Raw genomic sequence first — 24,794 nt, forward strand, 5'->3', positions numbered from 1 at the left:
TGCGGGGTAGCCCGCAGCTAGAGCCGCTCGCCGAGTCTGGTGAAGGCACGATCGCGGTAGACCATCGGCGCGCTCGCCGCAGGGTCCGCGCTTCCGGTGTGGATCTCGAGCACCTCGGCGACCACGAGCATCGAGTCGCCGACGGGGATCTGCTGGAGCGTGCGTGCGCGAAGCGCCGAGCGGGCGCTCCGAAGGTGGGGCTCCCCGGTCGGGAGCGCGCCCCACCCCTGCTCCGGGGTGAAGCGCTCGCCGCCCGAGACCGCGAACTCCTGCGCGACGCCGGCGTGATCGGCGTCGAGCAGGTGCACGAGGAACGTGTCGGCTGCGAGGATGAGGCCGGCGCTTCCCGTCGTGCGCGTCACGGAGAACACGAGGGCGGCTGGGTCCACCGCGACCGAGGCGACGCTCGAGGCGGTGAGGCCGACGGGCCCCTCCGGGGTTGCCGCCGTGATGAGCGCGACGCCCGCCGGGTGGTACCTGAATGCTGCTTTGAACTGGGTTGCAAGATCCGTTGCAAGATCCGCTGCAAGGCTGGTCGTCTGGCTCATCTTGTGCGCTCCATCTCTCGTGCGTGGGTCAGCAGCTCATCGCGATCCACAATCTTCGTGCGCTCGCGGCCGCGCTCGGCGCCGAGGTTTCGCTCCGCTTCGTCGATGCGCAGCCACCCCTCCCAGCCGACCTTGTCGCCGAGGCGTTCGCACAGCGCGTCGGCCGCGCCCGCCGGGGCCTGGGCGCCGCGATCGGCTAGATCCGCGAGATCGGCGAGCAGGCTGTCGATGGCCTCGGCGGCGTCTGACTTCGTCGAGCCGATGAGGCCGACGGGGCCGCGGCGGATCCAGCCCGTCGCGTACAGCCCCGCGATGTGCTCGCCGGACTCGTCGAGCACCCGGCCGGCGCTGTCGGGGATCGTGCCGCTCGCGTCATCGAACGGCACCCCGGGCACCGGCGTTGAGCGGTAGCCGATCGTGCGGTACACCGCCCCAACGTGGTGCGTGACGGTCTCTCCCGTGCCCGTGATGCGGCCGAGTTCGTCGGGCTGGGTGCGCTCCATCTCGATCGCAGACACCCTGCCCTCGCCGAGAATCCGAGCCGGCTGCTGGTAGAAGTGCAGGTGTACGCGGCGCGACGCCGTGCGCTCGGCCGGGTCGATGTTCGCCCACTCGGTGAGCGTGCGCACGATGATCTTGCGCTGGTTGAACTGCGCGACCATTCGCTCGGCGTGCTCATCGAGTTCGAGGTCTGCCGGGTCGACGATCACGTCGACATCCTCGCGGGCGCCGAGCTCGCGCAGCTCCATCGGCGAGAACCGCACATCCGCGGGCCCGCGGCGAATGAGCAGGTGCAGGTCGCGCACCGGGCTCTGCTGGAAGCCGGCCTCGACGTGGTCCGGAATGTCTGTCTGCTCGAGCTGTCGGGGGTGCGTGATGAGCATGCGGGCGACGTCGAGCGCGACGTTGCCCGCACCGATCACCGCGACCGATTCAGCGGTGAGCGGCCACTCCGTTGCCGCATCGGGGTGGCCGTCGTACCAGGCGACGAAGTCTGCGCCGCCGAACGAGCCGGGCAGGTCTGCGCCAGGGATGTTGAGGTCGACGTCACGGTCGGCGCCGGTGGCGATGACGACGGCGTCGTAGGCCTGACGCAGCTCGTCGATCGACACGTCGGCGCCAGTCTCGACGTCACCGATCTCGACGTTGCAGACGAGGCGGATCCGCGGGTTTTCGAGCACGTCGTGCAGCGCGTCTTGAATCTTCTTGATGCGCGGGTGGTCGGGCGAGACGCCGTAGCGCACGAGCCCATACGGGGCGGGGAGCTTCTCGAACAGGTCGATGCGTACGTGTTCGTCGCGGCTTTGGAGGATGTCTGCGGCGTAGATGCCAGCGGGCCCCGCTCCGATGATCGCGACGGTACGGTTCGATGTCATGCCAGTGCACTCTCCTGTGGTGGTAGGGCTGCGATGAATGGGTGGTCCCCGGGAATGGGGCCGGTGCGGGCCGCGCCGCCCGGGGCGCCGACGGCGTCAAAGAACTCGACGTTTGCGCCGTAGTACTCCTGCCACTCGCCTGGCAGGTCGTCTTCGTAGTAGATGGCCTCGACCGGGCACACGGGTTCGCACGCGCCGCAGTCGACGCACTCGTCGGGGTGGATGTAGAGCATCCGGTCGCCCTCGTAAATGCAGTCGACGGGACACTCGTCGACACACGCTCGGTCTTTCAGATCCACGCACGGCAGCGCGATGACATACGTCACGGCTATCCCCCTCGTCACACATTCGGCCCCGATTCCGAGGCCCATGAGCTATGCTAAAACCTCAAGTATGGTTGAGGTCAAGCGGCCGACCTGGCCGCACGCTGGAGGCGAACATGGAACCCGCCCACTCCCCCGAAGAACTCCTGAGCATCGGCGAGATGAGCCGCCGCACCGGCGTGCCGGTCTCGGCGCTGCACTACTACGAACGGCTCGAACTCATCGCGTCGCAGCGCACCGCGGGCAACCAGCGCCGCTTCCCCCGCTACATGCTGCGACGAGTCGCCCTCATCTCCGTCGCGAAGCGCCTCGGCATCCCCCTCGAAGACGTGAAAGACGCGTTCAAGAACGTGCCGCTGTCGAGCCCGCCGAGCCACGAAGACTGGCAGCGGGCCTCGCGCGAGTGGAAGAAGGTGCTCGAGCGGCGCCGCCGGGGCATCGAGCAGCTCGAGAAGGAGCTCACGGGGTGCATCGGCTGCGGCTGCCTGTCGATGAAGGCGTGCTCGCTACTCAACCCCGACGACGAGCTTGGCGACACGGGCGCCGGCGCGATTCGCATCCCCGTGTGAGACTCGGCCCGCGGGGCGGGCTGCCCGCTGCGCTCGATAGGCGATCGGCCCTCCCAATGGAGCTGGTGTGCCTCATCGGCCTATCCTGTGCAGATTTCAGAGGGAGAAGCGACACTGTGGGCCCGCTGGGCGCATGCCTGTGCGGTTCTGGGGTTCGAGGCAAAATCTCAGTTTCGACGGCCTCCGCGTTTCCTATGATCGATGTATGGATGATTGTCATAGACCCAGGCTCACCTCGACCCGGCCGCATAGCGCGACTCGACTGCGGGGTGAGCATTGAGTTCCGAACTCTGGGGAATTGCCATCGGCGTGCTCCTCACCATCGGCACCGGCTTCTTCGTCGCTTCGGAGTTTGCCCTCGTGAACCTCAACCGCAGCGATCTCGAGCGGCGCCAGGCGCAGGGTGAGAAGGGCCTGAAATTCACGATCTCCGCGCTGCGGGTCACCTCGACGCACCTCTCCAGCGCACAGCTCGGCATCACCCTCACCACGCTGCTCGCGGGCTTCACGTTCGAACCGGCGATCAGCTCGCTGCTGCGCGATCCGCTCGGCAGCATCGGCATCCCTTCAGCACTGATCCCCGGCATCGGCGCCGTCGTCGCCATCGTGCTTGCCACGCTGTTCTCGATGATCATCGGCGAGCTCGTGCCGAAGAACTTCGCGCTGGCCGTGCCGCTCGCGACCGCAAAGATCGTCGTCCCGTTCCAGCTCGCGTTCACGTTCCTCCTGAAGCCCGTGATCCTGTTCTTCAACGGCACCGCGAACCGCGTCATCCGTTCGTTCGGCATCGAGCCCAAGGAGGAGCTGTCGGCGGCCCGCAGCGCCGAAGAGCTCGGCTACCTCATCCGCCGCTCGGCAACCGAGGGGCTGCTCGACGCCGGCGACGCCGACATGCTGCACCGCACCCTCACGTTCTCGGCCCGCACCGCCGACGCGGTGATGACCCCGCGCGTGCGCGTTGAAGCTCTCCCGAGCACCGCCACCGTGCAAGACGTCGTGGACACCGCACTCGAGACCGGGCACTCACGCTTTCCCGTGTACGGCGAAGACATAGACGACGTCATCGGAATCGCCCACGTGAAGGCCGCCTTCGCGGTCGCAGACGAGCGCCGCGCCACGGCGCCGATCACCTCGATAACCTCGGAGCTCTTGCGGGTTCCAGAGACCGCGGGTGCAGATACTCTGCTCGGCATGCTGCGCGGCCGCGGCTACCAGATCGCCGTCGTCGTCGACGAGCACGGCGGCACCGCAGGCATCGTCACGCTCGAGGACCTCATCGAAGAACTGCTCGGAGAACTCCTCGACGAGCACGACAACCCTGACCTGCTCAACGACGACGTCGTTCGCGACGGAAACACCGTCGTATTCAACGCGGCACTGCGCCCCGACGAGCTCTGGGCACGCGCCGAGATCCGCGTTCCCGAAGACGACGAGTACGACACCGTTGCCGGGTTCTTCCTCACCGCGCTCGAGCGCATCCCCGAGGTCGGCGAATCCGTCGACATCACAGGCGGCACGCTCGTCGTTGAGGCGATGAGCGGCGCGAGGCTCGACCGCCTCCGCTACGTTCCGCTGGCGGCAGCTGACGGCGATCCACACCCAGAAATCACAACCACCCGCATGACCACGACGGAGCACACACGATGAGCGAGTACATTCCAGGCCTGATCTGGCTCTTCGTGCTGCTCGCGGTGAACGCGTTCTTCGTTGGCGCCGAGTTCGCCGTGATCTCGGCCCGCCGCTCGCAGATCGAGCCGCGCGCCGCCGCGGGCAGCCGCGCCGCGAAGACCACGCTGTGGGCGATGGAGCACGCGACGCTCATGCTGGCGACGAGCCAGCTCGGCATCACCGTGTGTTCGCTGCTCATCTTGAACGTCTCCGAGCCCTCGATCAAGCACCTGCTCGAGGTGCCGCTTGCGTGGACCGGGCTAACGCCCGGCATGGTCACCGGCGTCGCGTTCGGCGTCGCGCTCGCGCTCGTCACGTTCCTCCACGTCGTGTTCGGCGAGATGATTCCGAAGAACATGGCGTTCTCGGTGCCCGATCGGGCGGCGCTCATCCTTGCTCCCCCGCTCGTATTCGTCTCGCGCATCGTCGGGCCGCTCATTCGCAGCCTGAACTGGGTGGCGAACGGCATCCTCCGCTTGTTCCGAGTGACGCCGAAGGACGAAGCGACGAGCGCCTTCACGCTCGACGAGGTCGCAAACATCGTCGAGCAGTCAACGCTCGAGGGCACCCTCGTCGACGCCTCAGGCACCGTGACGGCGGCCTTCGAGTTCACGGAGAAGACCGTCGCAGACGTCGCGCTCCCGTTCGAGCAGCTCGTCGTGTTGCCGGCAGAGGCGACGCCCCGCAACGTGCAGCTCGCGGTCGCGAAGCACGGGTTCTCGCGCTTCGTCGTCGCTTCCCCGAGCGGCGCACCGACCCGCTACGTGCACCTCAAGGACGTGCTCGATCTGAGCTCAGCGGAACAGCGCGACGCCCCGATCCCTGCCGCTCGGTTCCGCGACCTCGCAGACGTTGCGGCGGCTGCTGAGCTCGAGGAGGCCCTCGCGCGTTTGCGCTCAGACGGTAGCCACCTCGCGCGGGTGACCGATGAGAACGGAACCCCGACGGGCATCCTCTTCCTCGAAGACATCGTCGAGGAGCTCATCGGCGAGGTGCAGGACGCGGCTCAGCGCTAGCCCCAAAGGTCGAAGCCGAGCTTCACGACGAGGGCTGCGACGATGATGAGAAAGAGCACGCGCACGAACTTCGCGCCGCGAGCGATCGCCATCTTCGAGCCGAGCACGCTGCCCGCGACGTTCGCCGCCGCCATGAGGAGGCCCAGTGGCCAGAGCACGACGCCGAGGGGGATGAACAGCAGCAACGCGCCAAGGTTCGTGGCGAAGTTCACGATCTTGGCCTGCGCGCTCGCCATCAGAAAGTCGTAGCCGAGGAGCGCGACGAGCGCGATCACGAGAAAGGTGCCGGTGCCGGGGCCGATGAGCCCGTCGTAGAAGCCGATCGCGGCGCCCGCTGCCCCGGCGAGTACGACGTGCTTCGCGCCCGAGTGCTTGAGCTTCGTGACGGCTCCGAGTGCGGGCTTGAAGATGGTGATGAGCGCGACGGCCACGAGCGCGATCATGATGATCGGGGTGAACACCTCTGCGGGCAGAAACGCCGCGAGCGAGGCCCCGCCGACCGCAGCGAGCAGCGCGATCGCCGCCATCGGCAGCGCTGTCTTCAGGCTGGGCCGCACGCTGCGGTAGTAGCTCACACTGCTCGCTGCGGTGCCGAACACCGACGCGAGCTTGTTCGTCGCGAGCGCCTGCACCGGCGCGATGCCCGGCACGAGGAGCAGTGCCGGGAGCTGGATCAGCCCGCCGCCTCCGACGACCGCGTCCACCCAGCCCGCGGCGAACGCTGCAAGGAGCAGGAGCACCAGCCCGACCCAGTCGAGCCCCTCGGGCATCAGCGTGAGTGACTGCGCCATCTGGCTCATGCGGTTGGACCTCTCAGCGTGCTGGTGTGTAGTTGCGGGCAGCGCGAAACGGGCCCCGCAGCGCGGAGCCCGTCTTCGCTATCTGCGCCCGCGTTGCACCGAGAGTACCTCGGTGACGGTGCCGCCCTCGTGCATGCGAGGGTCGTCTGGTTGCACCGGCACCGTCGAGGTCGAGTCATCGACGCCGCCCCTGCCCTGTCGCCCGCTACGCAGGCGCCGCTCGAGGTAGTGCGCGATGCCAGAGAGAATGAAGCACATGACGATGTAGATGCCACCGATCACGAATGCCGACTGGAGCAGCGGCCGACCGAACTGTACGTTGGAGCTGAACTGCTTCGCGAGGTAGAGCAGCTCGGGGTAGGTGATGATGAAGCCGAGCGCGGTGTCTTTCATCGTCACGACGAGCTGCGAGATGATCACGGGGAGCATGGCCCGAACCGCCTGCGGCAGCAAGATCAGGCGCATCACGCCGCTCTTGCGCAGGCCGATCGCGAAGCCGGCCTCTTTCTGCCCGCGGGGCAGCGATTCGATTCCGGCGCGAAGCACCTCGGCGAGCACAGAACCGTTGTAGACGATGAGGGCGATGACCACGGCCCAGTACGGATCCATCTTCACTCCGACTGAGGGAAGGCCGTAGTAGAGCAGCATCATCATGATGAGCACGGGAACCGCGCGGAAGATCTCAGTGAGGGCGGTGACGGGAACCCGCACCCACTTGTGGTCGGAGAGCCGGCCAATTGCGAGCACGAAGCCGAGAATCAGGCTGCCGACCGCCGCAGCTCCGAACGCCGCGAGCGTCTTGCCGAGCGCGGTAAGAATCTGTTCCCAGATGGTCGAGTAGGTGAACAGGCCCCACTTCTGAGCGGTGAACTGCCCCGTCAGGTAGAACCGGTACATGAAGAAGGCAATGATAGCCGCGACCACAATCACGGTGGCGACCGCGAGCATGCGGTTTCGGCGAATCGCCTTCGGGCCGGGAACGTCGTAGAGCACTGAGGCGGTCATCGCGCGATCCTCCATTTCTTCTCAAGCCGGTTTTGTATGAGGCTCAGCACCATCACCATCGCGACGAACACGGCAGCGACCCACAGGAGCACCTCCATCGGGCTACCCGGGCGGTCTCCCGAGTCGTTGATCGCGGCGCGCAGCTGGGCGAGCTCGGCGATCGAGAAGCCAGCGGCGACGGTGGTGTTCTTGAGCAGCGCGATGAACACGCTCATCATTGGCGGCACGACCGAGCGGAACGCCTGCGGCAAGATCACGCTCGTCATGACCACTCCGAACGGGAGGCCGATCGCGCGCGCTGCCTCGGCCTGGCCGACCGGAACCGTGTTGATGCCAGCGCGGAGCACCTCAGCGACGTAGGTGGCGGTGTACACGCCGATCGCCGCGATGCCGAGCACGGTGAGGTTTGCGCGGCCGAGCCCGAGCGCCGGGTAGCCGAGCACAAAGAAGAAGAACACGAGCGTCAGCGGCGTGTTCCGGATGAGGTTCACATACACGGAACCGACACCGCGGGCAATCGGAACTGGTGACACTCGCATGGCACCGACGATCAGGCCGAGCACGAGCGCAATCGCCCCGCCGGCAAAGAACACGAGCAGCGTGTTCCCGATCGCGGTCCCCCAGAGATCCAGGTTCCCGAAGATGACGTCCATTCGTCTTCCTTCTGTGAAGAGGGTGCCCGGGAGCGGTGTTCCGCTCCCGGGCGCTACTACTTGTGAAGCGTGACCTAGTACGCGTCAACCTTGGGCTGGTCGACCTTGATGCCCGACTCGCCGAGGTTGTTGTCGAAGATCTTCGACCAGACGTCGCCGCCCGAGGTGAACATCTCGTTGATGTGCGCGCGGAGTGCGTCATCGCCCTTGGTGAGGCCGACGCCGTACTGCTCCTCGGTGAAGACCGGGCCGCTCGTGACCTTCAGCTCGCCGGGCTGCTGCGCGGCGTAGCCGATGAGGATCGCCTGGTCGGTGGTGACCGCGTCGACCTGGCCGTTCACGAGGTTCTCGACGCACGCCGAGTACAGGTCGAACTCCTGCGGCTTGATCTCAGGGAAGTTCTCCTTGATGTTCTGAATCGGGGTCGAACCGGTTGCCGAGCAGACGGTCTTGCCGTTCAGATCTTCGAGCTTCTGGTAATCGGTGTCGTCCGAGCGAACGAGCAGGCCCTGGCCGGTGATGAAGTAGGGGCCAGCGAAGTCGATCTCCTGCTTGCGCTTGTCGTTGATCGAGTAGGTGCCGACGTAGTAGTCGACGTCACCGTTCACGATCGCCTGCTCGCGGTTTGCCGAGGCGATCGCCTTGTACTCGATCTGGTCTTCGTCGAAGCCGATCGAGGCCGCGATCCAACGGGCAATATCGACGTCGAAGCCGCTGCGCTCCTGCGTCACGTTGTCGAAGTACCCGAGGCCTGGCTGATCTTCCTTGACGCCGATGACGACCTTGCCGCGCTCCTGGATCTTGTCGAAGGTGGGGCTCCCCTCGAGCGAGAAGCCCTCCTCGACAGTCCAGGGGTTGCTCGACTCGGCGGGAGCGGTGGTACCGCCCTCGGTCTCGGGAGCTGCGGGGCTGCCGCTGTTGCAGCCGGTGAGCACGAGCGCCGCCGCCGCGACGAGACCTGCTGTCGCAAAAGCTTTCTTGAATCGCACGATGCGTTCCTTTCGGTTGGGTTCAGGGTCGCCGGGTTGGGCGACCCCTCGGGTTAGTTCGTGATGAGCTTGGACAGGAAGTCTTTCGCCCGGTCACTCTCTGGGTTAGTGAAGAACTCGTCTGGGGTTGCCGACTCGATGATGCGGCCATCGGCCATAAACACGACGCGATCGGCCGCCTTGCGGGCGAAGCCCATCTCGTGGGTCACGACGATCATGGTCATGCCCTCTTTCGCGAGGCCGACCATGACGTCGAGCACCTCGTTGATCATCTCGGGGTCGAGCGCGCTGGTCGGCTCATCGAACAGCATCACCTTCGGGTGCATCGCGAGGGCACGCGCGATGGCAACGCGCTGCTGCTGCCCGCCCGAAAGCTGGGCTGGCAGCTTGCTCGCCTGCTTGTCGACACCAACGCGGGTGAGCAATTCCATTGCCTCTTTGTTGGCCTCGGCCTTCGACTTGCCGAGCACCTTGATGGGACCGAGGGTAACGTTCTCGAGAATCGTCAGGTGCGCGAAGAGGTTGAACGACTGAAACACCATGCCGACCTCGGCGCGCAGCTTGGCGAGCCCACGACCCTCGGCCGGCAGCTCCTTGCCGTCGATGCGAATGGAGCCGCTCGTGATCGTCTCGAGCCGGTTGATCGAGCGGCACAGCGTCGACTTGCCCGAGCCCGACGGGCCGATCACCACGACGACCTCGCCTCGGTCGACCGTGAGGTTCACGTCGGTTAGCGCCTGAAAATCACCGTAGTGCTTCTGCACGTTCTCGACGACGACCAGCGGTTCGCTCGCACTCATCTTTGTTCCACCTTTGGATCCTGACCGCGAGCGCGGGCTGCGCTGCGTCGGCACACTGCTTGGGTTGCCTGGTGCGAGGAGCGCTGCATGTGCTCGCCCTCGAACCGATCAGCAATACGATAGTAAGCACGGAATGCCAAAGTCACTGAGATTGAGACTTTCTTGAGACTCGCCTTGAGGTTGTCTTGAGGTTTCTCGGCGAGCTACGCCCGCTATTTGCGGCTACGAACGTAGTAGTTCGCCGCTCCCTCGTGGAGCGGAACGGGCCCGGTAAAGATCGCCTGGCGTCGGTCGAGGAGCGCCGCTGCCGGCACGGTGTCTGCGATCTCGGTGCGCGATTCGAACAGCGCCCGGGTCATCTCGAACACGATGCGCGGGTCGGCGTCGGCCGAGGTGATGAGATAGTTCGGCACCGTCATTGTCTCGACGGCGACGTCGGTGCCGTAGATTCCAAGCGGAAAGTCTGCGAGCCGGTAGACGCCGGCGTGGCCCGAGTTCACCTTTTCGACCGTCTCGGGGCTGATCGGCAGAATCTTCACCGGAGTGGTTTCGGAGAGCGCGTCGATGCCGGGCGTCGGAATGCCACCGACCCAAAAGAAGGCGTCGATCTCGCCGCGGGCGAGCGCATCGACGGAATCGTCGATTCCGAGCCGGGCGCTCACAAAGTCGCCCTCTGCGACCCCGGCGGCCCGGAGCACCCGGTCTGCGATCACCGTCACGCCTGAGTGCAGCTCGCCGACCGACACCCGCAGCCCGGCAAGGTCGGGGATCTCGACGGCCGGCGAGTCGGCGGGCACAACAACCTGCACGTATTCGTCGTAGACTCGCGCGACGCCCTCCACGGGCAGCGGCTCGTCGAAGGCCCCGACACCGGCGATTGCGTCGGCGGCCGCATCGGCCTGCGCGAACCCGAGCGTGGCCTCACCTCGCCCCACGCGAAAGAGGTTATCGACCGAGCCGCCGGTCGCGGCGACCGTGATATCGAACCCTTCCTGGGCGAGCTGATCGGCGATCGCGCCACCGTAGGAGTAATAGATGCCCGTCGAGGCGCCGCCGGCGACCACGTGCGTGCCCGTGTCGCGGGCCCCAACGCTGCAGCCCGCCAGCGAAACCGCGCCGAGCGCCGTTGCGAGCAGCAGTGTGGCGACCCGCCACCGCCCGCGCGCCCCGCGGGCCAGCGACGCCGCCCCGCCAAGCGACGCCGCCCCGGCCCTGCGCTGCCACACCCTACGCATCACGGTCACCCTCCTGTTGGCTCGATTCGAGCGCGGCCTCAGAGACCGGCAACGCGAGCGCGACCTGCAGCCCGCCGCCAGCTGGCGAGCTCAGCTCGAGCCGGCCGCCAAGCGCCTCGAGCAGGTCGGAGGCGATCGCGAGCCCGAGCCCGGAGCCCGGCACGTTCTGGTCTTGCGGGCTGCGCCAGAAGCGGCCCGTGGCCTGCTCGAGCTGCTCGGGCTCAAGCCCGCGCCCGCGGTCGCGCACGGTGATGACGTGCTCGGCCGCCCCCGCGGCGACGGCAAGGTCGATGACGCTGCCGCGCGGCGCAAACTTCAGGGCGTTGTCGATAATCGCGTCGAGGGCGGTCTCGACCGCCATGCGGTCGGTGACGCTGAAGGCATCAGGGTCGCGGTGCGTGTGAAACACGACCCACATGTCGGCCGCGCGTTCCTGCCAGGCGTTCGCGCGCTCGGCGACGAGCGCCGCAAGGTCGACGGCAACGAAGGCGGAGTCGGATTTTCCGTCACGCGCAACGTTGAGCAGGGTGTCGAGGATCCGCGTCATGCGCCTGCCCTCCTCGCGCGCGTTCTCAATGTCGTCAACCCACCCCTCGTCGAGCCCCGTCGCGAGGTACTCGACGCGCAGCAGGAGCGCCCCGAGCGGGTTGCGCAGCTCGTGTGAGGCGTTCATCACGAACTCCTGCTGCCGCGTCATGACGCGCTCGATTTCTTCCGCCATCTGGTTGAACATGCGCACCATGCGGCGCACCTCGGGCGGCCCAGTGTCGTCGTCGATGCGCGCACCCATCTCGCCGTGCTCGATCGCCGCCATCGCGGTGTCGAGTCGCAGCAAGGGCCTCAGCACCCAGCTCGCGAGCCGAAAGACCGCCCACATGAGCCCCGCGATGATGAGCAGGCTCACCGCGGTGAGCGCCGCCCACTGGGTGAGGATCGCGCGGCGCGGCCCATCGGTGCTCGCTGATAGCCGCACGGCGCCAATCACCCCTCCCTCATCGAACACCGGCTCGACGATGATCGTTTCGCCTGCCGCCCACGGCAGCACCTCGCCGACCGGTTCGCCGCGCCGCCCCGACAGCGCGAGGCCAACCTGGCCGGCGGTTGCGTCGTCGGTGCGCGGCCGCTGCGTGCTCGCGGCCCAGGTCGTGCCCGAGCGGTCGTAGACGACGACCTGCGCGTCGTAGAGCTTGCCGTAGCGTCGCAGCTCGCTCTCAATCATTGCGGGGTCACCCGCGCGGAGCGCCTGGTTGGCACCCGTCGTGAAATAGCTGAGGTCGCTGAGCAGCTGCGACGAGACCTGCTGCTGAATGCTGCGTGCGACGCTCCACCCGTAGGCTCCGCCGAGTGCGAGCAAAATAATGGTCATCGGCACGAGGAAGACCACAATGAGTCGGCTGCGCACCGGTTACCCGACCGTGAGGCGGTAGCCGACGCCGCGAACGGTCGCGATGAGCTGCGGCCGGTTGAGTTTGCGGCGGATCGAGGCGACGTGCACTTCGAGCGAGCGGCTGAACCCCGTCCAGTCCGTGCCCCAGACCTCGCGGATAATGCGGTCGCGCGGAGTCACAACTCCCGGGTAGCGCGCGAGCACCGCGAGAATATCGAACTCCTTGGGGGTGAGATCGATCGGTGCGCCATCGGCGAGCACGAGCCGATTCGCAAAGTCAATATACGCACCGTCGAGCTCGACGTTTGAGCTCTCATCTGGCGACGGGCCGGTCGTGCGTGCTCGCCTGGTCACCGCTTCGATTCGAGCGATGAGCTCGCGCACGTCGTATGGCTTGACAACGAAATCGTCGGCGCCAGCATGCAGCCCCTTGATGCGTGACTCGACGTTGCTGCGCGCGGTGGCGATGATGATGGGCACGCTGCTCACCCCGCGAATGCGGCGGCAGACATCGAGCCCGTCCATATCGGGGAGCCCGAGGTCGAGAATCACCGCCTCGGTGTCTTGCCCTACCGCCGCGATGCCAGAGGCTCCGTCACCCGCACGGTGAGTGGTGTAGCCGGCCTGCCGCAGATACGCGCCGAGCGCCTCCGCAACGCGGGCGTCATCCTCAACGATCAGAATCTTCATGCACGGGCTTTCTGGGGTGGTGGTCAAACGGCTCTGGTCTCTAAACCCCGTTCCCAGGGTAACGGGTATTCACCGCCGCGATTTCACCACCGGACTCGCGCTGTGAAAAACACAGCAAAGTGCAGTGCAATTTCCCGCCAATACTCAGTTCCTCTATTGCACTACTCATGCGACTGCCTTTGCTCGCCCTGGTGCTACTTATATCGCCATTCGTGCGCATAGCATCATCGTGCAGCCACCCGCTGCCGCGCCCACTCACGACTGGAGCAACCATGCCGCCCACCCCTCGCCACCGCCGCCGCGCCGTCACCGGAGCGCTCGGCCTCTTTGCCGCCGCAGCGGTGACAGGCGCACTCGCAGCCCCGGCCGCAGCCCTCGCCCCGCCCGCCGACATCGACGGGGCCGAGGCCGCGCGCTCGGCCGGCACCACGAGCTTCACGGCCGACCTGCAAACCGAGATTCACATCGCCGACGAGTCGCGCCCCTCCTCGTTCATGGCGACTCCCGATGGTCGCCGCGGCATCGTAACCTCCGCAGAACTCAACGAGGTGACGATCATCGACATGGCCACCCGAACGGTAACGCACCGCATCGACTTCCCAGGCCGCGGAGGTGACTACGTGCGCGTGAGCGACGACGGCACTCGCGCATACTTCGCGGTTCTCGAGCGGTTCAATTCGACCGGGCTTGGCGTCGTCGACCTCACGACGAACTCGCTGCTCAAGGTTATTCCCCTGCCCAATGGCAGCATCGAAGATCTCGAGCTCACCGCCTCCGGTGACGAGATCTATGTGCTCGACCTGATGGGAGAAATGGCGCGCTACAGCACCGAGACGGGCGAGCTGCTCGCGAAAGCAAACCCAGGGTTGAAGAACGCCCGCAGCCTGCTGCTGCGCGAGAACGAGACGCAGCTGCTCTTCAGCGTCGACAACCTCATCTTCACGCTGTCGGCCAGCGATTTCACCGAGATCAGTCGGGCCGTGGTGCCGGGGGTGAACTCTGTGACGTCGATGTACGTCGACAGCTCCGAAGACCTCGTGTATTTCTCCGATTCCTCGGGCTCGACCCTCGGGCAGTTCGTCCCGTCAACCGGCGAGACAGTGGGGGCGGTCAAGGTCGGCAACCCGATGCACGACACCGTTGGCGTCGACCGACTCAATCGCTCGTTTGGCAATGTGCCGTACTGGAACTACCTCATGGCGGCCGACTTCGGCACCGGGCAGCGTTCCGAGAGTTTCCGTGAGACTCCAACCGCGCCATTCTCGCTGGCCAGCAACCCGGTCACGGGCGAGCTGCTGTCGGCGAACGGCGGCTGGAGCAATTCGACGAAGGGCAGCACCGTTACCATCGTGAACACGCCAAGCGTCACAGACCCAAGCGACGCCGCGGTGACAGAGCTCGGCGGAACAGTGCGGTTCGAGACCGAGGCAATCGGCATCAAGCCCAACAGGGGCGGCGGGGTCACCTGGCAATCGTCTGCCGATGGAGAAACCTGGGTCGACATTGCCGGCGCACACCACGAACAGCTCGACGTCGAGGTCACCCGCGAGGCCCTCGCGCAGCAGTACCGGGTGCGCTGGGTCGACGATTTCTGGGGCGACCGGGGCGTAAGCGCCGCCGCCGTCATCGCGTCGCCGCTGCCGAAGATCACCTTTGAGGGGCCACTCGCCGAGGGCACCGTTGGCGCCGAGTACCCGAGCACCCTCATCACCGCAACGGGAGGTGAAGACCTTGCCTGGTCGGTGCTCGACGAGGCCGAGCGCTCCGGCCTGCCAGCTGGGCTCTCGCTCGACGCCGCAACCGGCGCGCTCAGCGGCACGCCGACCGCCACGGGCACGTTCGATTTCACGGTGCGCGTGACCGACATGTTCGGCGAAGATACACGCAGCTATGAGCTCGTCGTCGGCGAGTCGACCGTCGGCCCGGGCGGGGGCCTGACCCCAGGTGACACGAGCAACCCGGTCAATGACAAGGGCGGCGACCCCCTCGGGGCGACCGGAGCCGGCGGGCCGGCGCTCCTCGGCCTGGCGGCGGCCGGGCTGCTCGCCGCGGGCGGCGCGGCCCTGGCCATCAGGCGCACCAGAAGTGCTCGGTGAGCCGTTCGACAAGCTCGCCGGCGGGGCTACGGGTCGTCGACATCAGCGAGGTGAGTGAGCGGCTCAGGTCGGGGGCGAGCAGCACGGTGCCGAGCCTCGCCTCCGAGCGAGTAGTTGACCGTTGCGTTGGAGCACGCGGGCTCTCGCCCGCCGCGCCGCGCCGCCGCAAGCTACTCGGCGCCTGCCCGTAGCTCCGCGCGTGTCGGGAGCTCGGCCCCCCTTCGCCCAACCGTGATCGCCGCGGCCGCAACGCACACCTCGCCAAGCGCAGTCAGGCCCCCAGCTCCGAGGCCCGCAAGTTCGGTAGCCGACATACCGTAGCGGGCCAGCGACTCCGCCACGAGCGCCGCCATAAAGCTGTCGCCGGCCCCGATCGTGTCGACGACGTTTACCGCTGGCGGCTCGACAGGCACCGTCTCGGCCCGCGACGCCAGCAGCGCCCCGTCGCCGCCCCGCGTCACCGCGACGAGCGCGGGGCCGAGTGCGCTCACGCGGGCGATCGTCGCCTCAAGGGTCTCACCTGGGAACAGCCAGCGCGCGTCTTCGTCAGAGAGCTTCACCACGGTGCTCACCCGAGCTATCCGCTCGAAGCGGGCACGCACGTCTGCGCGGGCCCCGATGAGCGCCGGTCGAATGTTCGGGTCGAACGACACCGGCACCCCGAAAGCGTGCGCGCGGAGGGCGAGTTCGCTGACGCGCGCGGCCCCCGGCTCCATGAACGCGCTGTACGATCCGACGTGCAGCGCCGCACCGAGGTCGATGTTCGCCGTCTCGGGGAGCTCCCACGAGACCTCGAATCGGTAGCTCGCGTGGCCCCCGGAGTCGAGCGTCACCTCCGCTGTCGGCGTGCGCGCTGCGCCGACGGTCTCGGGCAGCACGCGTACCCCGGAGGCCCGAAGCCGCGTCAGAATGTGCTCGCCGTCGGCGTCTTGGCCAATGTGGCTGAGAAAGTCTGGGCGCGCTCCGAGACGAGCCAGGCCGAGGGCGACATTTGCCGGGCTGCCGCCAGCGACACCCTCTCGGCTGCCGTCGGGGTGCACCACGACATCAATGAGGGCCTCGCCGACCACGAGCACGCGCTCACCGATGTGCCCCGCCGAGGGCTCCGTGTGCTGCTCTGACATGTCCGTCCGTTCCGCCGCGCGCGGCATCGATACTCCCGCGTACCCCGCTCCCAACGTACCTGACGCGGCGCCGCGCTACTGCGCGGTCGCTACCGCGTCGAGCTCCGCCCGCTCACGCAGCTTCATGCCGAGCGCCTCGCCCGCGACGCCGATCGCCTCGCGATTCGCCTCGATAATCGGGGCGGCATCGACGAGCCGCCAGTCACTGCCGTACGATTCGCGCGGCAGCGTGAGCGCGACGTTGTCAGCGACGATGTCGAGGCCGATGAACTCAAGCACGCTCCGCAGCTGGGCGCCGCCCGCGCCGCCGCCGTGCCCGCCGTAGCTCACGATGAACGTCGGCTTCGCCTTCCACTCGTGGAACAGGAAGTCGATCGCGTTCTTCAGCGAGGCAGGGTAGCCGCCGTTGTACTGCGGCGTGAGAAAGACTACGGCGTCGCTCGTCGAGACGATCTCGCTCCAGGCCTTCGTGTGAGCGTGCGTGTAGTTGCCCATCGCAGGCATCAGCGGCTCGTCGAGCAGCGGCAACCCGAGCTCGGCGAGGTCGACGATCTCGACGCGCGCCCCTGCCGCCTCAGCGAGCGCGGGGGCAAGCGCCGCAGCGATCTGATCACCAACGCGCACGGGGCGCACACTGCCGACAATGATCTTGATGAGCGGCTGCGAGGGGGTGGAGGTCATGTGAAACGTGTCCTTTCGACGGGCACCTTGGCGAACATCTGGGGGCCGCGCGAGCGACCCCCAGCAGGAGACAACGCGGCACGCCGGGTTCCATTCCCGCGCCACATTGGTTCGTTTTTGCGCACCAGGAACACCCGTGTGACCGCCGGCCCTGCGCCCCTCGGGTCGGGCTAGCCCGCGCCTACTAAAAAGACATATTCTTAGACGAACCGAGGAGGCCTCATGGAAGACGCCCAGGCGCCAGAGCGCGCACCACAGACGCCAGTCGCGGATCCGCACGCGCCGACGCACAGCGACGCCACCGCAGCGCAGGCCTCAGACGACGCCCGGTCCCTCCCCGTCGCGACAACCTCGCGCGGCGAGGTTCGCGGCCGCGCGGCTGACGGCGTGCACCGCTACCTCGGCATTCCCTACGCGAAACCGCCGTTCGGCAGCCTGCGCTTCGCGGCGCCGGAGCCGGCGGCTGCGTGGGTCACCACGCTCGACGCCGCAGAGTTCGGCCCGACCGCCCCGCAGTCGCCGTACCGCGGCGACCTCGGCGAACTCATCAAGGTACCGGCGATCGAGGGCAGCGATATTCTCACCGTCAATGTGTGGGCGCCGGCAGACGCGGCAGACGCCCCGGTCGTGCTCTGGCTGCACGGCGGCGGGCTCGAGCGCGGCGCTGCCGCGCAGTCGGGCTACGACGGGAGCACGTTCGCCCGCGACGGCATCGTCTTCGTGTCTGCGAATTATCGGCTCGGTGCTGAGGGCTTCAGCGTGCTCGACGGGGCCCCGCTCAACCTCGGGCTGCGCGACGCACAGCTCGCGCTCGAGTGGGTGCACCGCGAGGCCAGGGCCTTCGGCGGTGACCCCTCGCGCATCACGATCATGGGCGAGTCTGCCGGTGGGGCGCTCGTTGCGGCGATCCTTGCCCGCCCGGCTTCCCGCGCGCTTGTTGCGGGGGCGATCATTCAGTCTGGCCCGCTCGACGCGGTCGACCAGGCCAAGGCCCGCCGCGCCTCCGACGCGATCGCCAAGCGCCTCGGCATCCCCGCCACGCAGGCCGCGTTTGCCGCGACGGAGCCCTCCGAGATTCTCCGGGCTCGCACCGAGATCGCGGCGGGCTCGTCGCCGCTCAACGGCGCCCCGGGCTACACCCTCGCGGTCGACCCAGGCTCGCTGCCCGCATCCCCCGCCGAGGCGCTCGTCGACGCGGGGGTTCCCGTGCTCATCGGCACCAACACTGACGAGTACCGCCTGTGGTTCACTCCCGAGGCCCTCAGCGGCATCACCGCGGTGAAGGGGTGGCTCGCGCGGCTCGTCATGAAGGTGCCCGGCCGGGCCGCGCGGGCCGTGCGCGAGGCGTTTCCCGGAGCCTCCCCCGGCGAACAGCTCGGCCAGATCGTTACCGACCGGCTGCTGCGGGCGCCCGCATCCCGCCTCGCGCGCGCTCGAAAAGCACCCACCTTCGTCTACGAATTCGCCTGGGAGAGCCCGGTGCGCGACCTGCGCGCCGCCCACGCGCTCGACATCGCGTTCGCGTTCGACCTGCTCGACGACCCCGACGCGCTGCGACTCAACGGCGACGCCGCCCCCGCTGCGCTGGGGCGCGAGATGCACGCCGCGTGGGTGTCGTTTATTCGCGACGGAGACCCGGGGTGGCCGGCCTACGGGGCCGAGCGCACGACGCGCGTGCTCGCCGAGTCGTCTGCGACGGTGCCGCAGCGCCGGGCGGCCGTGATCGACGCGCTCGGGTAGGCCCGCCGGGCGCGGGCGCGGGCGCTGGCGCTGGCGCTGGCGCTGCTCAACCCTCGCCTTCCCTCCGAGACCACCCGTCTATCTTCCGGAATAAGCACCCGTCTCGGAGAATGCGCAAGGGGTGGCGCCCGTGCGCTACCCTAGAGACATGTATTTGCACTACTTCTTCATCTAATAGCGACGAATAGCGCCGCCCTCGTTGAGTCACTCCGAGCGCGGCCTACCCGTACTTGACCCACCAGGCATTCGCCCTTCGGGTCGCTGTTAGTCGTGCACTCTGCTCGCCCGACCGCTCGCCCGCCGCCCCGCGTCGGAAGCCGGCGGCCGGCCATCGGTGCACCGTATGAAGGAACACGATGCATAGCCCAACCTCCCCTCTTCCGGCGCACCATCGCGCCCAGCTCGCCGCCTCAGGACTCACCGTGTTGCGTGGAGCCGGGCGCGTGCTCAATGACGTCGACCTCGTTGTGACCCCGGCTTCAAGGGTCGGCATCGTCGGCGAGAACGGTCGCGGAAAAACCACGCTTCTCCACGCCCTCGCGGGCCGTATTCCGCCCGACGCCGGCAGCGTACACCGCATCGGCACCCTCGGTATCGCCGAACAGGAGATGGACGCGCCCCCTGGCCACACCGTCGGCGACGCGGTGGCGGTTGCGATCGCAGCCCCGCTCGCCGCCCTTGACGCACTCGATGCTGCGGCGAGCGCGCTCGGCGAGGGCACCAGCGCCGCCGATCAGGCGCGCGCAGAAACCGGCTACGCCGCCGCCCTGGAGCGTGCGGAGTCGCTCGACGCGTGGGGCGCGGAGCGCCGGGTCACGGTCGCCCTTGAGGCGCTCGACGCGACAACCGATATGGCGACACCGCTCGACACGCTCTCTGTCGGTCAGCGCTACCGCGTGCGCCTCGCATGCCTGCTCGGTGCCTCTGACGACTTCCTGTTGCTCGACGAGCCAACGAACCACTTGGATCGCAGCGGGCTCGACTTTCTCACCGCGCGGCTGCGCGACCGGGTGGGCGGCGTCGTGCTCGTGAGCCACGACCGCGCGCTGCTCGTCGACGTCGCCGACACCATCCTTGACCTCGACCCGACGCCCGACGGCCGCCCGAGGGTCTACGGTGGCGGGTTTACGAGCTATCAGCTCGGGCGGGTCGCCGAACGCGAGCGCTGGGAGCAGGAGTACGACGCCCAGCAGGCTGAGCGCGCCCGCCTGCAAGACAGCCTAAGCAGCGCGCAAAACCGGCTGGTGTCTGGGTGGCGCCCGGAGAAGGGCTCGAACAAGCACGGGCGTGCGACCCGCGCCGGCGGCCTCGTGCAGAGCGTGCATCGCAGGCAGGAAGCGCTCGACGCGCACGCCGTAACCGTGCCGCCCCCGCCGCAACAGTTTCGGTTTCCCGAAGTTTCAACGCGCACCGGCGCCGAGCTGCTGAACGTCAACGGGGTCGGCGTGGCCGGGCGCCTCGCGGGCCCGGCGTCGTTCGCTGTCGGGCACCGCGGCAGGCTCGTCGTCACGGGGCCAAACGGGGCTGGGAAGTCGACGTTGCTGGCCGTCGCCGCGGGCGAGCTCGCCCCCGATGCCGGTACCGTCAGCTCGTCGCAGGGCACGCGGATCGGGTTTCTTCGCCAGGAGTCGAGCCTGCCGCTCGAGGTGCGCGCAGCTGATATCTATGCGGATCGGCTCGAGCGCGCGATCGCTCGCGGCGAGCTCCGGGAGTCGCACGCGATCGGGCTCTCGCAGCTTGGGCTGCTGCGACCAGAGGAGAGCGGGAAACGGGTGGGCGAGCTGTCGATGGGTCAGCGTCGCAGGCTCGACCTCGCGCTTGTGTTCGCGAGCCTGCCCCACGTGCTGCTGCTCGACGAGCCAACAAACCACCTATCGATCGCGCTGGTTGAGGAGCTCACGGAGGCGCTGGGGGCGACACAGGCCGCGGTCGTCGTTTCCTCGCACGACCGGCAGCTGCTCAGGGACACGGCCGACTGGCCGCGGCTCGAGCTGAGCCCCGCCCGGGCCTAGCCTCTCCCGACGGCTGGGCTGCGCGGCGCGCCACGCAGCCCAGCCGAGATGCGGGACTTTTCGCGCGGCGTGCCCCATACTGTGGCTATGGGATCAGCGTTGACCACCATTGGATTACCTGTAGCTCTCGGCATCATCATGCTGGGGCTCGGCTTAAGCCTGCGCGTCGGAGACTTCACCCGCGTCGCGAAGCATCCGAGGGCGGTGTTTATCGCGCTCGTCTGCCAGCTCCTCATTCTGCCGGCGCTGTGCTTCGGGCTCGTGCTCGCGTTTAACCTCTCCCCCGTGCTCGCGGTCGGCATGATGATGCTCTCGGCCTCACCCGGCGGGACCACGGCGAACCTCTACAGCCACCTGTTCCGCGGCGACGTGGCGCTAAACATCTCGCTCACCGCGCTGAACTCGGTGATCGCCGTGTTCACCCTCCCACTCATCACGAATCTCGCGATCGCCTACTTCATGCCGGGCAATGACACCCTTGGCCTGCAGCTCTCGAAGACGATCGAGGTCTTCGCGATCGTGCTGCTGCCCGTCGCCCTCGGCATGTTCTTCAGGTGGCAGTGGCCGAACTTCGCAGACCGCATGGATAAGCCCGTGCGCATCGCCTCGGTCGTGATTCTCATCGTCGTGATCGCGGGCGCGATCGTCTCAAACCTCGACATGCTGCTCGAGAACCTCGGCCAGCTCGCGCTCATCACCGTGCTGTTCTGCCTGCTGAGCCTGGGCGTCGGGTTCTTCGTGCCGCGACTGTTCAAGGTCGGCCGCAGGCAGGCGACCGCGAGCTCGTTCGAGATCGGCATCCACAACGCCACCCTCGCGATCGTGATCGCGCAGACGGTGCTCGGCAACATGGAGCTCTCGCTCCCGGCAGCCGTCTACGGCGTGCTCATGTTCTTCATCGCGCTCGCCTTCGGCTTTGGCCTGCGAGCTGCCTACAGAAAGTCAGACGCAGCCGAAGACCTCGCGGCGAGGCACGCCGCCGCGTAGCTGGTTCGCGCAGCTCGCTACAGAGCGCTCAGCCTCGGCCAGGGCGCTCAGCCTCAGCCAGGGCGCTCAGCCTCGGTCAGGGCGCTAGTTGAACATGAAGGTCGACGCGCAGGTGCCGAAGGCAATCACAAAGACAGCGAAGAGCCCCATCGTGATCCACGCATTCGCGGGAACGTTCTCTGGGTTGTCGTCGACCGTGACGTCTTCTTCGACCGAAGCATCGGCGAGCTGCTCGCCCTGGGTCTGCTCGTTCAGGCTCATGCGGGGCTCACAATCCGTGCAATGTCGGACACCATCGCGATCGTGAGAATCACGAACACGATGACGATAAACCAGGTGTACATCCACTTGCCGCGGTGGTCACTGATCCAGAATCGGCGAACGCTCACCACGCCGTTCACGGCGGCGACAACACACAGCGCGATGCCGATCGGGGCGGCGAGCACGCCGGCGACACCGAGGATCGGCACGAGGATCGGGATCAGCAGGTACGTAATCAGGCAGCGGACACCGGAAATGATGAGCGCGACCCGGAAGTTGCGGTGCGCGTCGCGGTTGATGAAGGGCGTCTTCTTCGCCCCCTCAACGCGCAGCAGGCGACGCATGAACCGGTCGGCCGCGGATCGTTTCACCTCAGGGGTCGCTACCGCTTCCACGCTCGCGGGTGCGGTTTCGGTGTTCGCGATAGCCATTGACTCTCCTGGTCGAACTGCTGCAGCGGGTAGGGTCAGCCCTGCCTTCGGGAAATACTAACAGCCTTTCCTCGACAGATCTGATGTGCCATTCAGCTTCGCCATGCGTGTCAAACCGCGCGGCGCGCAGCACCCGCAATGACGTCGGCGAGCTCCCGCGGGGTGCTCCACATCGGCCAGTGCCCGGTCGGCAGATCAACCCAAGCGACGTCGGTCAGTGTCGCAACCTCGGCGAACATCGGATGCCGCGCTTGCGCGAGCTCCCTCACCTGCTTGGCAGAGATCGAGCAGCACACGAACGTGGTCGGCACGCGACGTCGCCCATCGTTCGTAAGCTCGACGGCTTGCCGCAGCGCCGGCCCCGGCTGCGGCACCGCTCGAAGGCGAAACCGCTCAAGCGCCTGATCACTGAGACCCGCGAGACTCGCCTGCTGCCCGAGCGTCTCGAAGTCAGGCAACGGAAGTTCAGGTGATTCCTCCGGGAAGTCGGGGGCGAAAGCGCTCCCGGGCAAGACGGGGCCCGAGTCGACCCACACCACGCGGCCGACAAGTTCGGGGTGGCGATCGAGCACCACGGATACGGGCGCGTTTGCCCCGCTGTGCGCGACGAGCACGGTCGGCTGGTTTCCGTGCTCAGCAATGAGGCGCAGGATCGCGGCGGCCTGGTCCCCGATGTTCTTGGTCGTACGGGCGTCGTCGTCTGGGTCGAGGCCGGGCAGTGTCACTGCGACGGTGTTCGCGTTCGCAAGCGCGGGCTGTGCAAGCACCTCGTCCCAGGCCCATGCACCGAGCCAGTGACCGGCGATGAGAATGACGAGTGGGCTGTGTGATGTCGTTGTCATGCTGCCACTCTCGCAGGCGGCCCGGACAGCAGTATGTCACTATTTATGTCATGAATTCTCGAAACGGGCACTCGTGAAGCGAGCTGAGCGGCTCCACGCCCTCTCAGAGATGCTGCGCCGCAGTGGATCGCGTGGCGTCTCGTCGGAGCGACTTGCGACCGAGTTCGAGGTGTCAGTGCGCACCATTAAGCGGGATCTCGCCGCGCTCGCGCATGGCGGCGCCCCGCTGTGGTCGAAACCGGGCCCCGGTGGCGGGTACGGTCTGGCGAGCGGCGCGACGCTACCACCCGTGACGCTGACTCCTGCCCAGGCCGTTGCGCTCCTGGCCGCGACGTCGGCAGCGCCCGACGCGCCGTACTCCGATCTCGCGCGCTCCGCAGTGCACAAGATTATTGACGTGCTCGACCCCGCGACACGGGCCCGCGCCGACGAGCTCGCCCGCCGGGTCTGGGTGAACACGCCGCAACGCAATTCCCGCGCCGTCAGGTCAGCGCTCGAGGAGGCGATGGCCGAGCAGCGCGTGGTGCGCATCACATACACAGCGCAGAACGGTGACATCACTGAGCGCGAGGTCGAGCCCGTGTTGTTCGCGTCCACGGGAGGACAGTGGTATCTCATCGGCTGGTGTCGCCTGCGAGACGCGATGCGCTGGTTTACGGTGTCGCGCATCGACCGGGCCCATGTGACCGCGATCCCGTGCGCGGGCCACAGTGTTGCCGAGGTCGGGGAGCCACCGGAGCATGCTCGACCGGTGCACGGCCAGCTCCCGCCGCGGCCGTAGCGAGAACCGTGCACACGCGCCACTTCCGAGTGGCACCATCGTTTCCGGCCCTCGGACGGAAAACCCGGACGCCAACCGCTACCGCTCTGCACATCAACCGGTCGCAGGCTCCCCACCGAGAAAACCGTCAGGCACCTCGCCGCAGAACTGGGTGACGATCCAGCGCGCTGGCTCGACCGACGAGCTCGGCTCCTTCCCAGCGCAGCGAAAGTGGCGAGCACCGGCGAGCCCGGATCGCCGGGCACGCCCAAGCACGCCTCGAAGGCAGGCCGGAGCATCGCCCTCGTCGCGGCAACGGCCACGGTGTCAATCGCTCTCACCAGCCTCGTGTGGTGGAACGTGTTGCAGGGCCGTGAACACTACTGGCAGACGCTCAAGAGCCCGCTTGCTGGCAACAACTTTCTTGAGGTTGCCGACGGTGTCGACCCGATGCAAACGGAGTGCCGGGAAGACAAGGTAGTCGCTGACATCGGCACCCGTCTCGAAGACACCGTGCAGGTTGAGATGCTGTATTCGAACTCCTGCATGGGCGTGTGGGGCCGGGTCACCCTGCTCAACGGCCAACCCGAGGGCAGCGTCTTGGCGATGCGCATTTACCCCGCCGACGACCCGCTGAGCAGCCGCAGCCAGGAGCGCACTGCTGAGAACGTGAATTCGCTCTACACGCCGCTGCTCATCGAACCGGATGTCGAGGCCAGGGTGTGCGGCATCGCAACGCTCACTGTCGACGACGAGGTGACGGAGCTCGGGCCAGCGATGTGCATCTGAGCGTGCGACCTC

At 67.4% G+C, this 24,794-nt stretch carries 25 protein-coding genes; 9 read left to right on the top strand and 16 right to left on the bottom strand.

The window, feature by feature from the left end; translation table 11 throughout:
• Window positions 1-17: 17 nt before the first annotated feature.
• From ABD115_RS11755 to fdxA, 3 genes are read right to left on the bottom strand one after another with little or no spacing between them, the layout of a single operon-like run.
• The gene (locus ABD115_RS11755; protein WP_343961022.1) at window positions 18-548 is read right to left on the bottom strand and encodes a flavin reductase family protein; all 531 of its coding nucleotides are present in this window, start codon (window positions 546-548) and stop codon (window positions 18-20) included.
• Window positions 545-1,924, bottom strand: a complete 1,380-nt coding sequence (locus tag ABD115_RS11760) for an FAD-dependent oxidoreductase (RefSeq protein ID WP_343961024.1) — start codon at window positions 1,922-1,924, stop codon at window positions 545-547. The genes ABD115_RS11755 and ABD115_RS11760 overlap by 4 nt, the downstream gene beginning before the upstream one ends.
• A complete protein-coding gene (gene fdxA, locus ABD115_RS11765; RefSeq protein ID WP_343961026.1) occupies window positions 1,921-2,250 on the bottom strand; it encodes a ferredoxin in 330 nt (109 codons plus the stop codon). The genes ABD115_RS11760 and fdxA overlap by 4 nt, the downstream gene beginning before the upstream one ends.
• Window positions 2,251-2,363: 113 nt before the next feature.
• Here fdxA and soxR point away from each other — a divergent pair, with 113 nt between their 5' ends.
• From soxR to ABD115_RS11780, 3 genes are all read left to right on the top strand, one after another.
• The gene (gene soxR / locus ABD115_RS11770; protein ID WP_343961028.1) at window positions 2,364-2,816 is read left to right on the top strand and encodes a redox-sensitive transcriptional activator SoxR; all 453 of its coding nucleotides are present in this window, start codon (window positions 2,364-2,366) and stop codon (window positions 2,814-2,816) included.
• Window positions 2,817-3,092: 276 nt separating this feature from the next.
• Window positions 3,093-4,463, top strand: coding sequence for a hemolysin family protein (locus ABD115_RS11775; protein WP_343961030.1), 1,371 nt, complete (start codon window positions 3,093-3,095; stop codon window positions 4,461-4,463).
• Window positions 4,460-5,500: a hemolysin family protein gene (locus ABD115_RS11780; protein WP_343961032.1), complete on the top strand. Its 1,041-nt coding sequence runs from the start codon at window positions 4,460-4,462 to the stop codon at window positions 5,498-5,500. The genes ABD115_RS11775 and ABD115_RS11780 overlap by 4 nt, the downstream gene beginning before the upstream one ends.
• Here ABD115_RS11780 and ABD115_RS11785 read toward each other — a convergent pair.
• The 8 genes from ABD115_RS11785 to ABD115_RS11820 form a co-directional block, all read right to left on the bottom strand.
• A complete protein-coding gene (locus ABD115_RS11785; protein ID WP_382388971.1) occupies window positions 5,497-6,270 on the bottom strand; it encodes a TSUP family transporter in 774 nt (257 codons plus the stop codon). The two genes, ABD115_RS11780 and ABD115_RS11785, sit on opposite strands and share 4 nt — an antisense overlap.
• A gap of 108 nt (window positions 6,271-6,378) precedes the next feature.
• Window positions 6,379-7,305, bottom strand: coding sequence for an amino acid ABC transporter permease (locus ABD115_RS11790; protein ID WP_343961035.1), 927 nt, complete (start codon window positions 7,303-7,305; stop codon window positions 6,379-6,381).
• Window positions 7,302-7,958: an amino acid ABC transporter permease gene (locus ABD115_RS11795; RefSeq protein ID WP_343961036.1), complete on the bottom strand. Its 657-nt coding sequence runs from the start codon at window positions 7,956-7,958 to the stop codon at window positions 7,302-7,304. The genes ABD115_RS11790 and ABD115_RS11795 overlap by 4 nt, the downstream gene beginning before the upstream one ends.
• A 74-nt stretch (window positions 7,959-8,032) precedes the next feature.
• Window positions 8,033-8,947 carry a glutamate ABC transporter substrate-binding protein gene (locus ABD115_RS11800; RefSeq protein ID WP_343961038.1) on the bottom strand — a complete coding sequence of 305 codons (915 nt, stop codon included), beginning with the start codon at window positions 8,945-8,947 and terminating at the stop codon, window positions 8,033-8,035.
• A 53-nt stretch (window positions 8,948-9,000) separates the two neighbouring features.
• Window positions 9,001-9,747, bottom strand: a complete 747-nt coding sequence (locus tag ABD115_RS11805; RefSeq protein ID WP_382388888.1) for an amino acid ABC transporter ATP-binding protein — start codon at window positions 9,745-9,747, stop codon at window positions 9,001-9,003.
• A 212-nt stretch (window positions 9,748-9,959) separates the two neighbouring features.
• On the bottom strand, window positions 9,960-10,982 hold the full coding sequence (locus ABD115_RS11810) for a TAXI family TRAP transporter solute-binding subunit (RefSeq protein WP_343961393.1): 1,023 nt from the start codon (window positions 10,980-10,982) through the stop codon (window positions 9,960-9,962).
• Window positions 10,975-12,384, bottom strand: coding sequence for a sensor histidine kinase (locus ABD115_RS11815; protein WP_343961040.1), 1,410 nt, complete (start codon window positions 12,382-12,384; stop codon window positions 10,975-10,977). The genes ABD115_RS11810 and ABD115_RS11815 overlap by 8 nt, the downstream gene beginning before the upstream one ends.
• Window positions 12,385-12,387: 3 nt before the next feature.
• Complete coding sequence (locus ABD115_RS11820; protein WP_343961042.1) at window positions 12,388-13,059, bottom strand: response regulator transcription factor; 672 nt, start codon at window positions 13,057-13,059, stop codon at window positions 12,388-12,390.
• Between the two features lie 272 nt (window positions 13,060-13,331).
• Here ABD115_RS11820 and ABD115_RS11825 point away from each other — a divergent pair, with 272 nt between their 5' ends.
• The gene (locus tag ABD115_RS11825; protein ID WP_343961043.1) at window positions 13,332-15,155 is read left to right on the top strand and encodes a putative Ig domain-containing protein; all 1,824 of its coding nucleotides are present in this window, start codon (window positions 13,332-13,334) and stop codon (window positions 15,153-15,155) included.
• Between the two features lie 170 nt (window positions 15,156-15,325).
• Here ABD115_RS11825 and ABD115_RS11830 read toward each other — a convergent pair whose 3' ends face one another.
• Window positions 15,326-16,279: a carbohydrate kinase family protein gene (locus ABD115_RS11830; protein WP_343961045.1), complete on the bottom strand. Its 954-nt coding sequence runs from the start codon at window positions 16,277-16,279 to the stop codon at window positions 15,326-15,328.
• 75 nt (window positions 16,280-16,354) lie between these two features.
• Complete coding sequence (locus ABD115_RS11835; protein ID WP_343961047.1) at window positions 16,355-16,960, bottom strand: NADPH-dependent FMN reductase; 606 nt, start codon at window positions 16,958-16,960, stop codon at window positions 16,355-16,357.
• Window positions 16,961-17,182: 222 nt separating this feature from the next.
• Between ABD115_RS11835 and ABD115_RS11840 the strand changes: the two genes are divergently transcribed.
• The 3 genes from ABD115_RS11840 to ABD115_RS11850 all read left to right on the top strand — a co-directional run bounded on the left by ABD115_RS11840 (window position 17,183) and on the right by ABD115_RS11850 (window position 21,699).
• Window positions 17,183-18,700, top strand: coding sequence for a carboxylesterase/lipase family protein (locus tag ABD115_RS11840; protein WP_343961049.1), 1,518 nt, complete (start codon window positions 17,183-17,185; stop codon window positions 18,698-18,700).
• A 356-nt stretch (window positions 18,701-19,056) separates the two neighbouring features.
• Window positions 19,057-20,712, top strand: a complete 1,656-nt coding sequence (locus tag ABD115_RS11845) for an ABC-F family ATP-binding cassette domain-containing protein (RefSeq protein WP_343961052.1) — start codon at window positions 19,057-19,059, stop codon at window positions 20,710-20,712.
• Window positions 20,713-20,799: 87 nt separating this feature from the next.
• Window positions 20,800-21,699, top strand: a complete 900-nt coding sequence (locus tag ABD115_RS11850; RefSeq protein WP_343961054.1) for a bile acid:sodium symporter family protein — start codon at window positions 20,800-20,802, stop codon at window positions 21,697-21,699.
• 84 nt (window positions 21,700-21,783) lie between these two features.
• On the opposite strand, the gene ABD115_RS11855 is transcribed toward ABD115_RS11850, so the two are convergent.
• From ABD115_RS11855 to ABD115_RS11865, 3 genes are all read right to left on the bottom strand, one after another.
• On the bottom strand, window positions 21,784-21,960 hold the full coding sequence (locus ABD115_RS11855) for a hypothetical protein (protein WP_343961056.1): 177 nt from the start codon (window positions 21,958-21,960) through the stop codon (window positions 21,784-21,786).
• A complete protein-coding gene (locus tag ABD115_RS11860) occupies window positions 21,957-22,391 on the bottom strand; it encodes a hypothetical protein (protein ID WP_343961058.1) in 435 nt (144 codons plus the stop codon). Before ABD115_RS11860 ends, ABD115_RS11855 begins: the two co-directional genes overlap by 4 nt.
• A gap of 110 nt (window positions 22,392-22,501) precedes the next feature.
• Entirely contained in the window at window positions 22,502-23,233 is a 732-nt protein-coding gene (locus ABD115_RS11865; protein ID WP_343961060.1) for an alpha/beta fold hydrolase, read from the bottom strand.
• 73 nt (window positions 23,234-23,306) lie between these two features.
• Here ABD115_RS11865 and ABD115_RS11870 point away from each other — a divergent pair, with 73 nt between their 5' ends.
• On the top strand, window positions 23,307-24,014 hold the full coding sequence (locus tag ABD115_RS11870) for a helix-turn-helix transcriptional regulator (RefSeq protein WP_343961062.1): 708 nt from the start codon (window positions 23,307-23,309) through the stop codon (window positions 24,012-24,014).
• Window positions 24,015-24,224: 210 nt separating this feature from the next.
• Complete coding sequence (locus tag ABD115_RS11875; protein WP_343961064.1) at window positions 24,225-24,782, top strand: DUF2690 domain-containing protein; 558 nt, start codon at window positions 24,225-24,227, stop codon at window positions 24,780-24,782.
• Window positions 24,783-24,794 lie beyond the last annotated feature (12 nt).

Origin of the sequence: Leucobacter albus, from assembly GCF_039528015.1 — a bacterium.
Classification (GTDB): domain Bacteria; phylum Actinomycetota; class Actinomycetes; order Actinomycetales; family Microbacteriaceae; genus Leucobacter; species Leucobacter albus.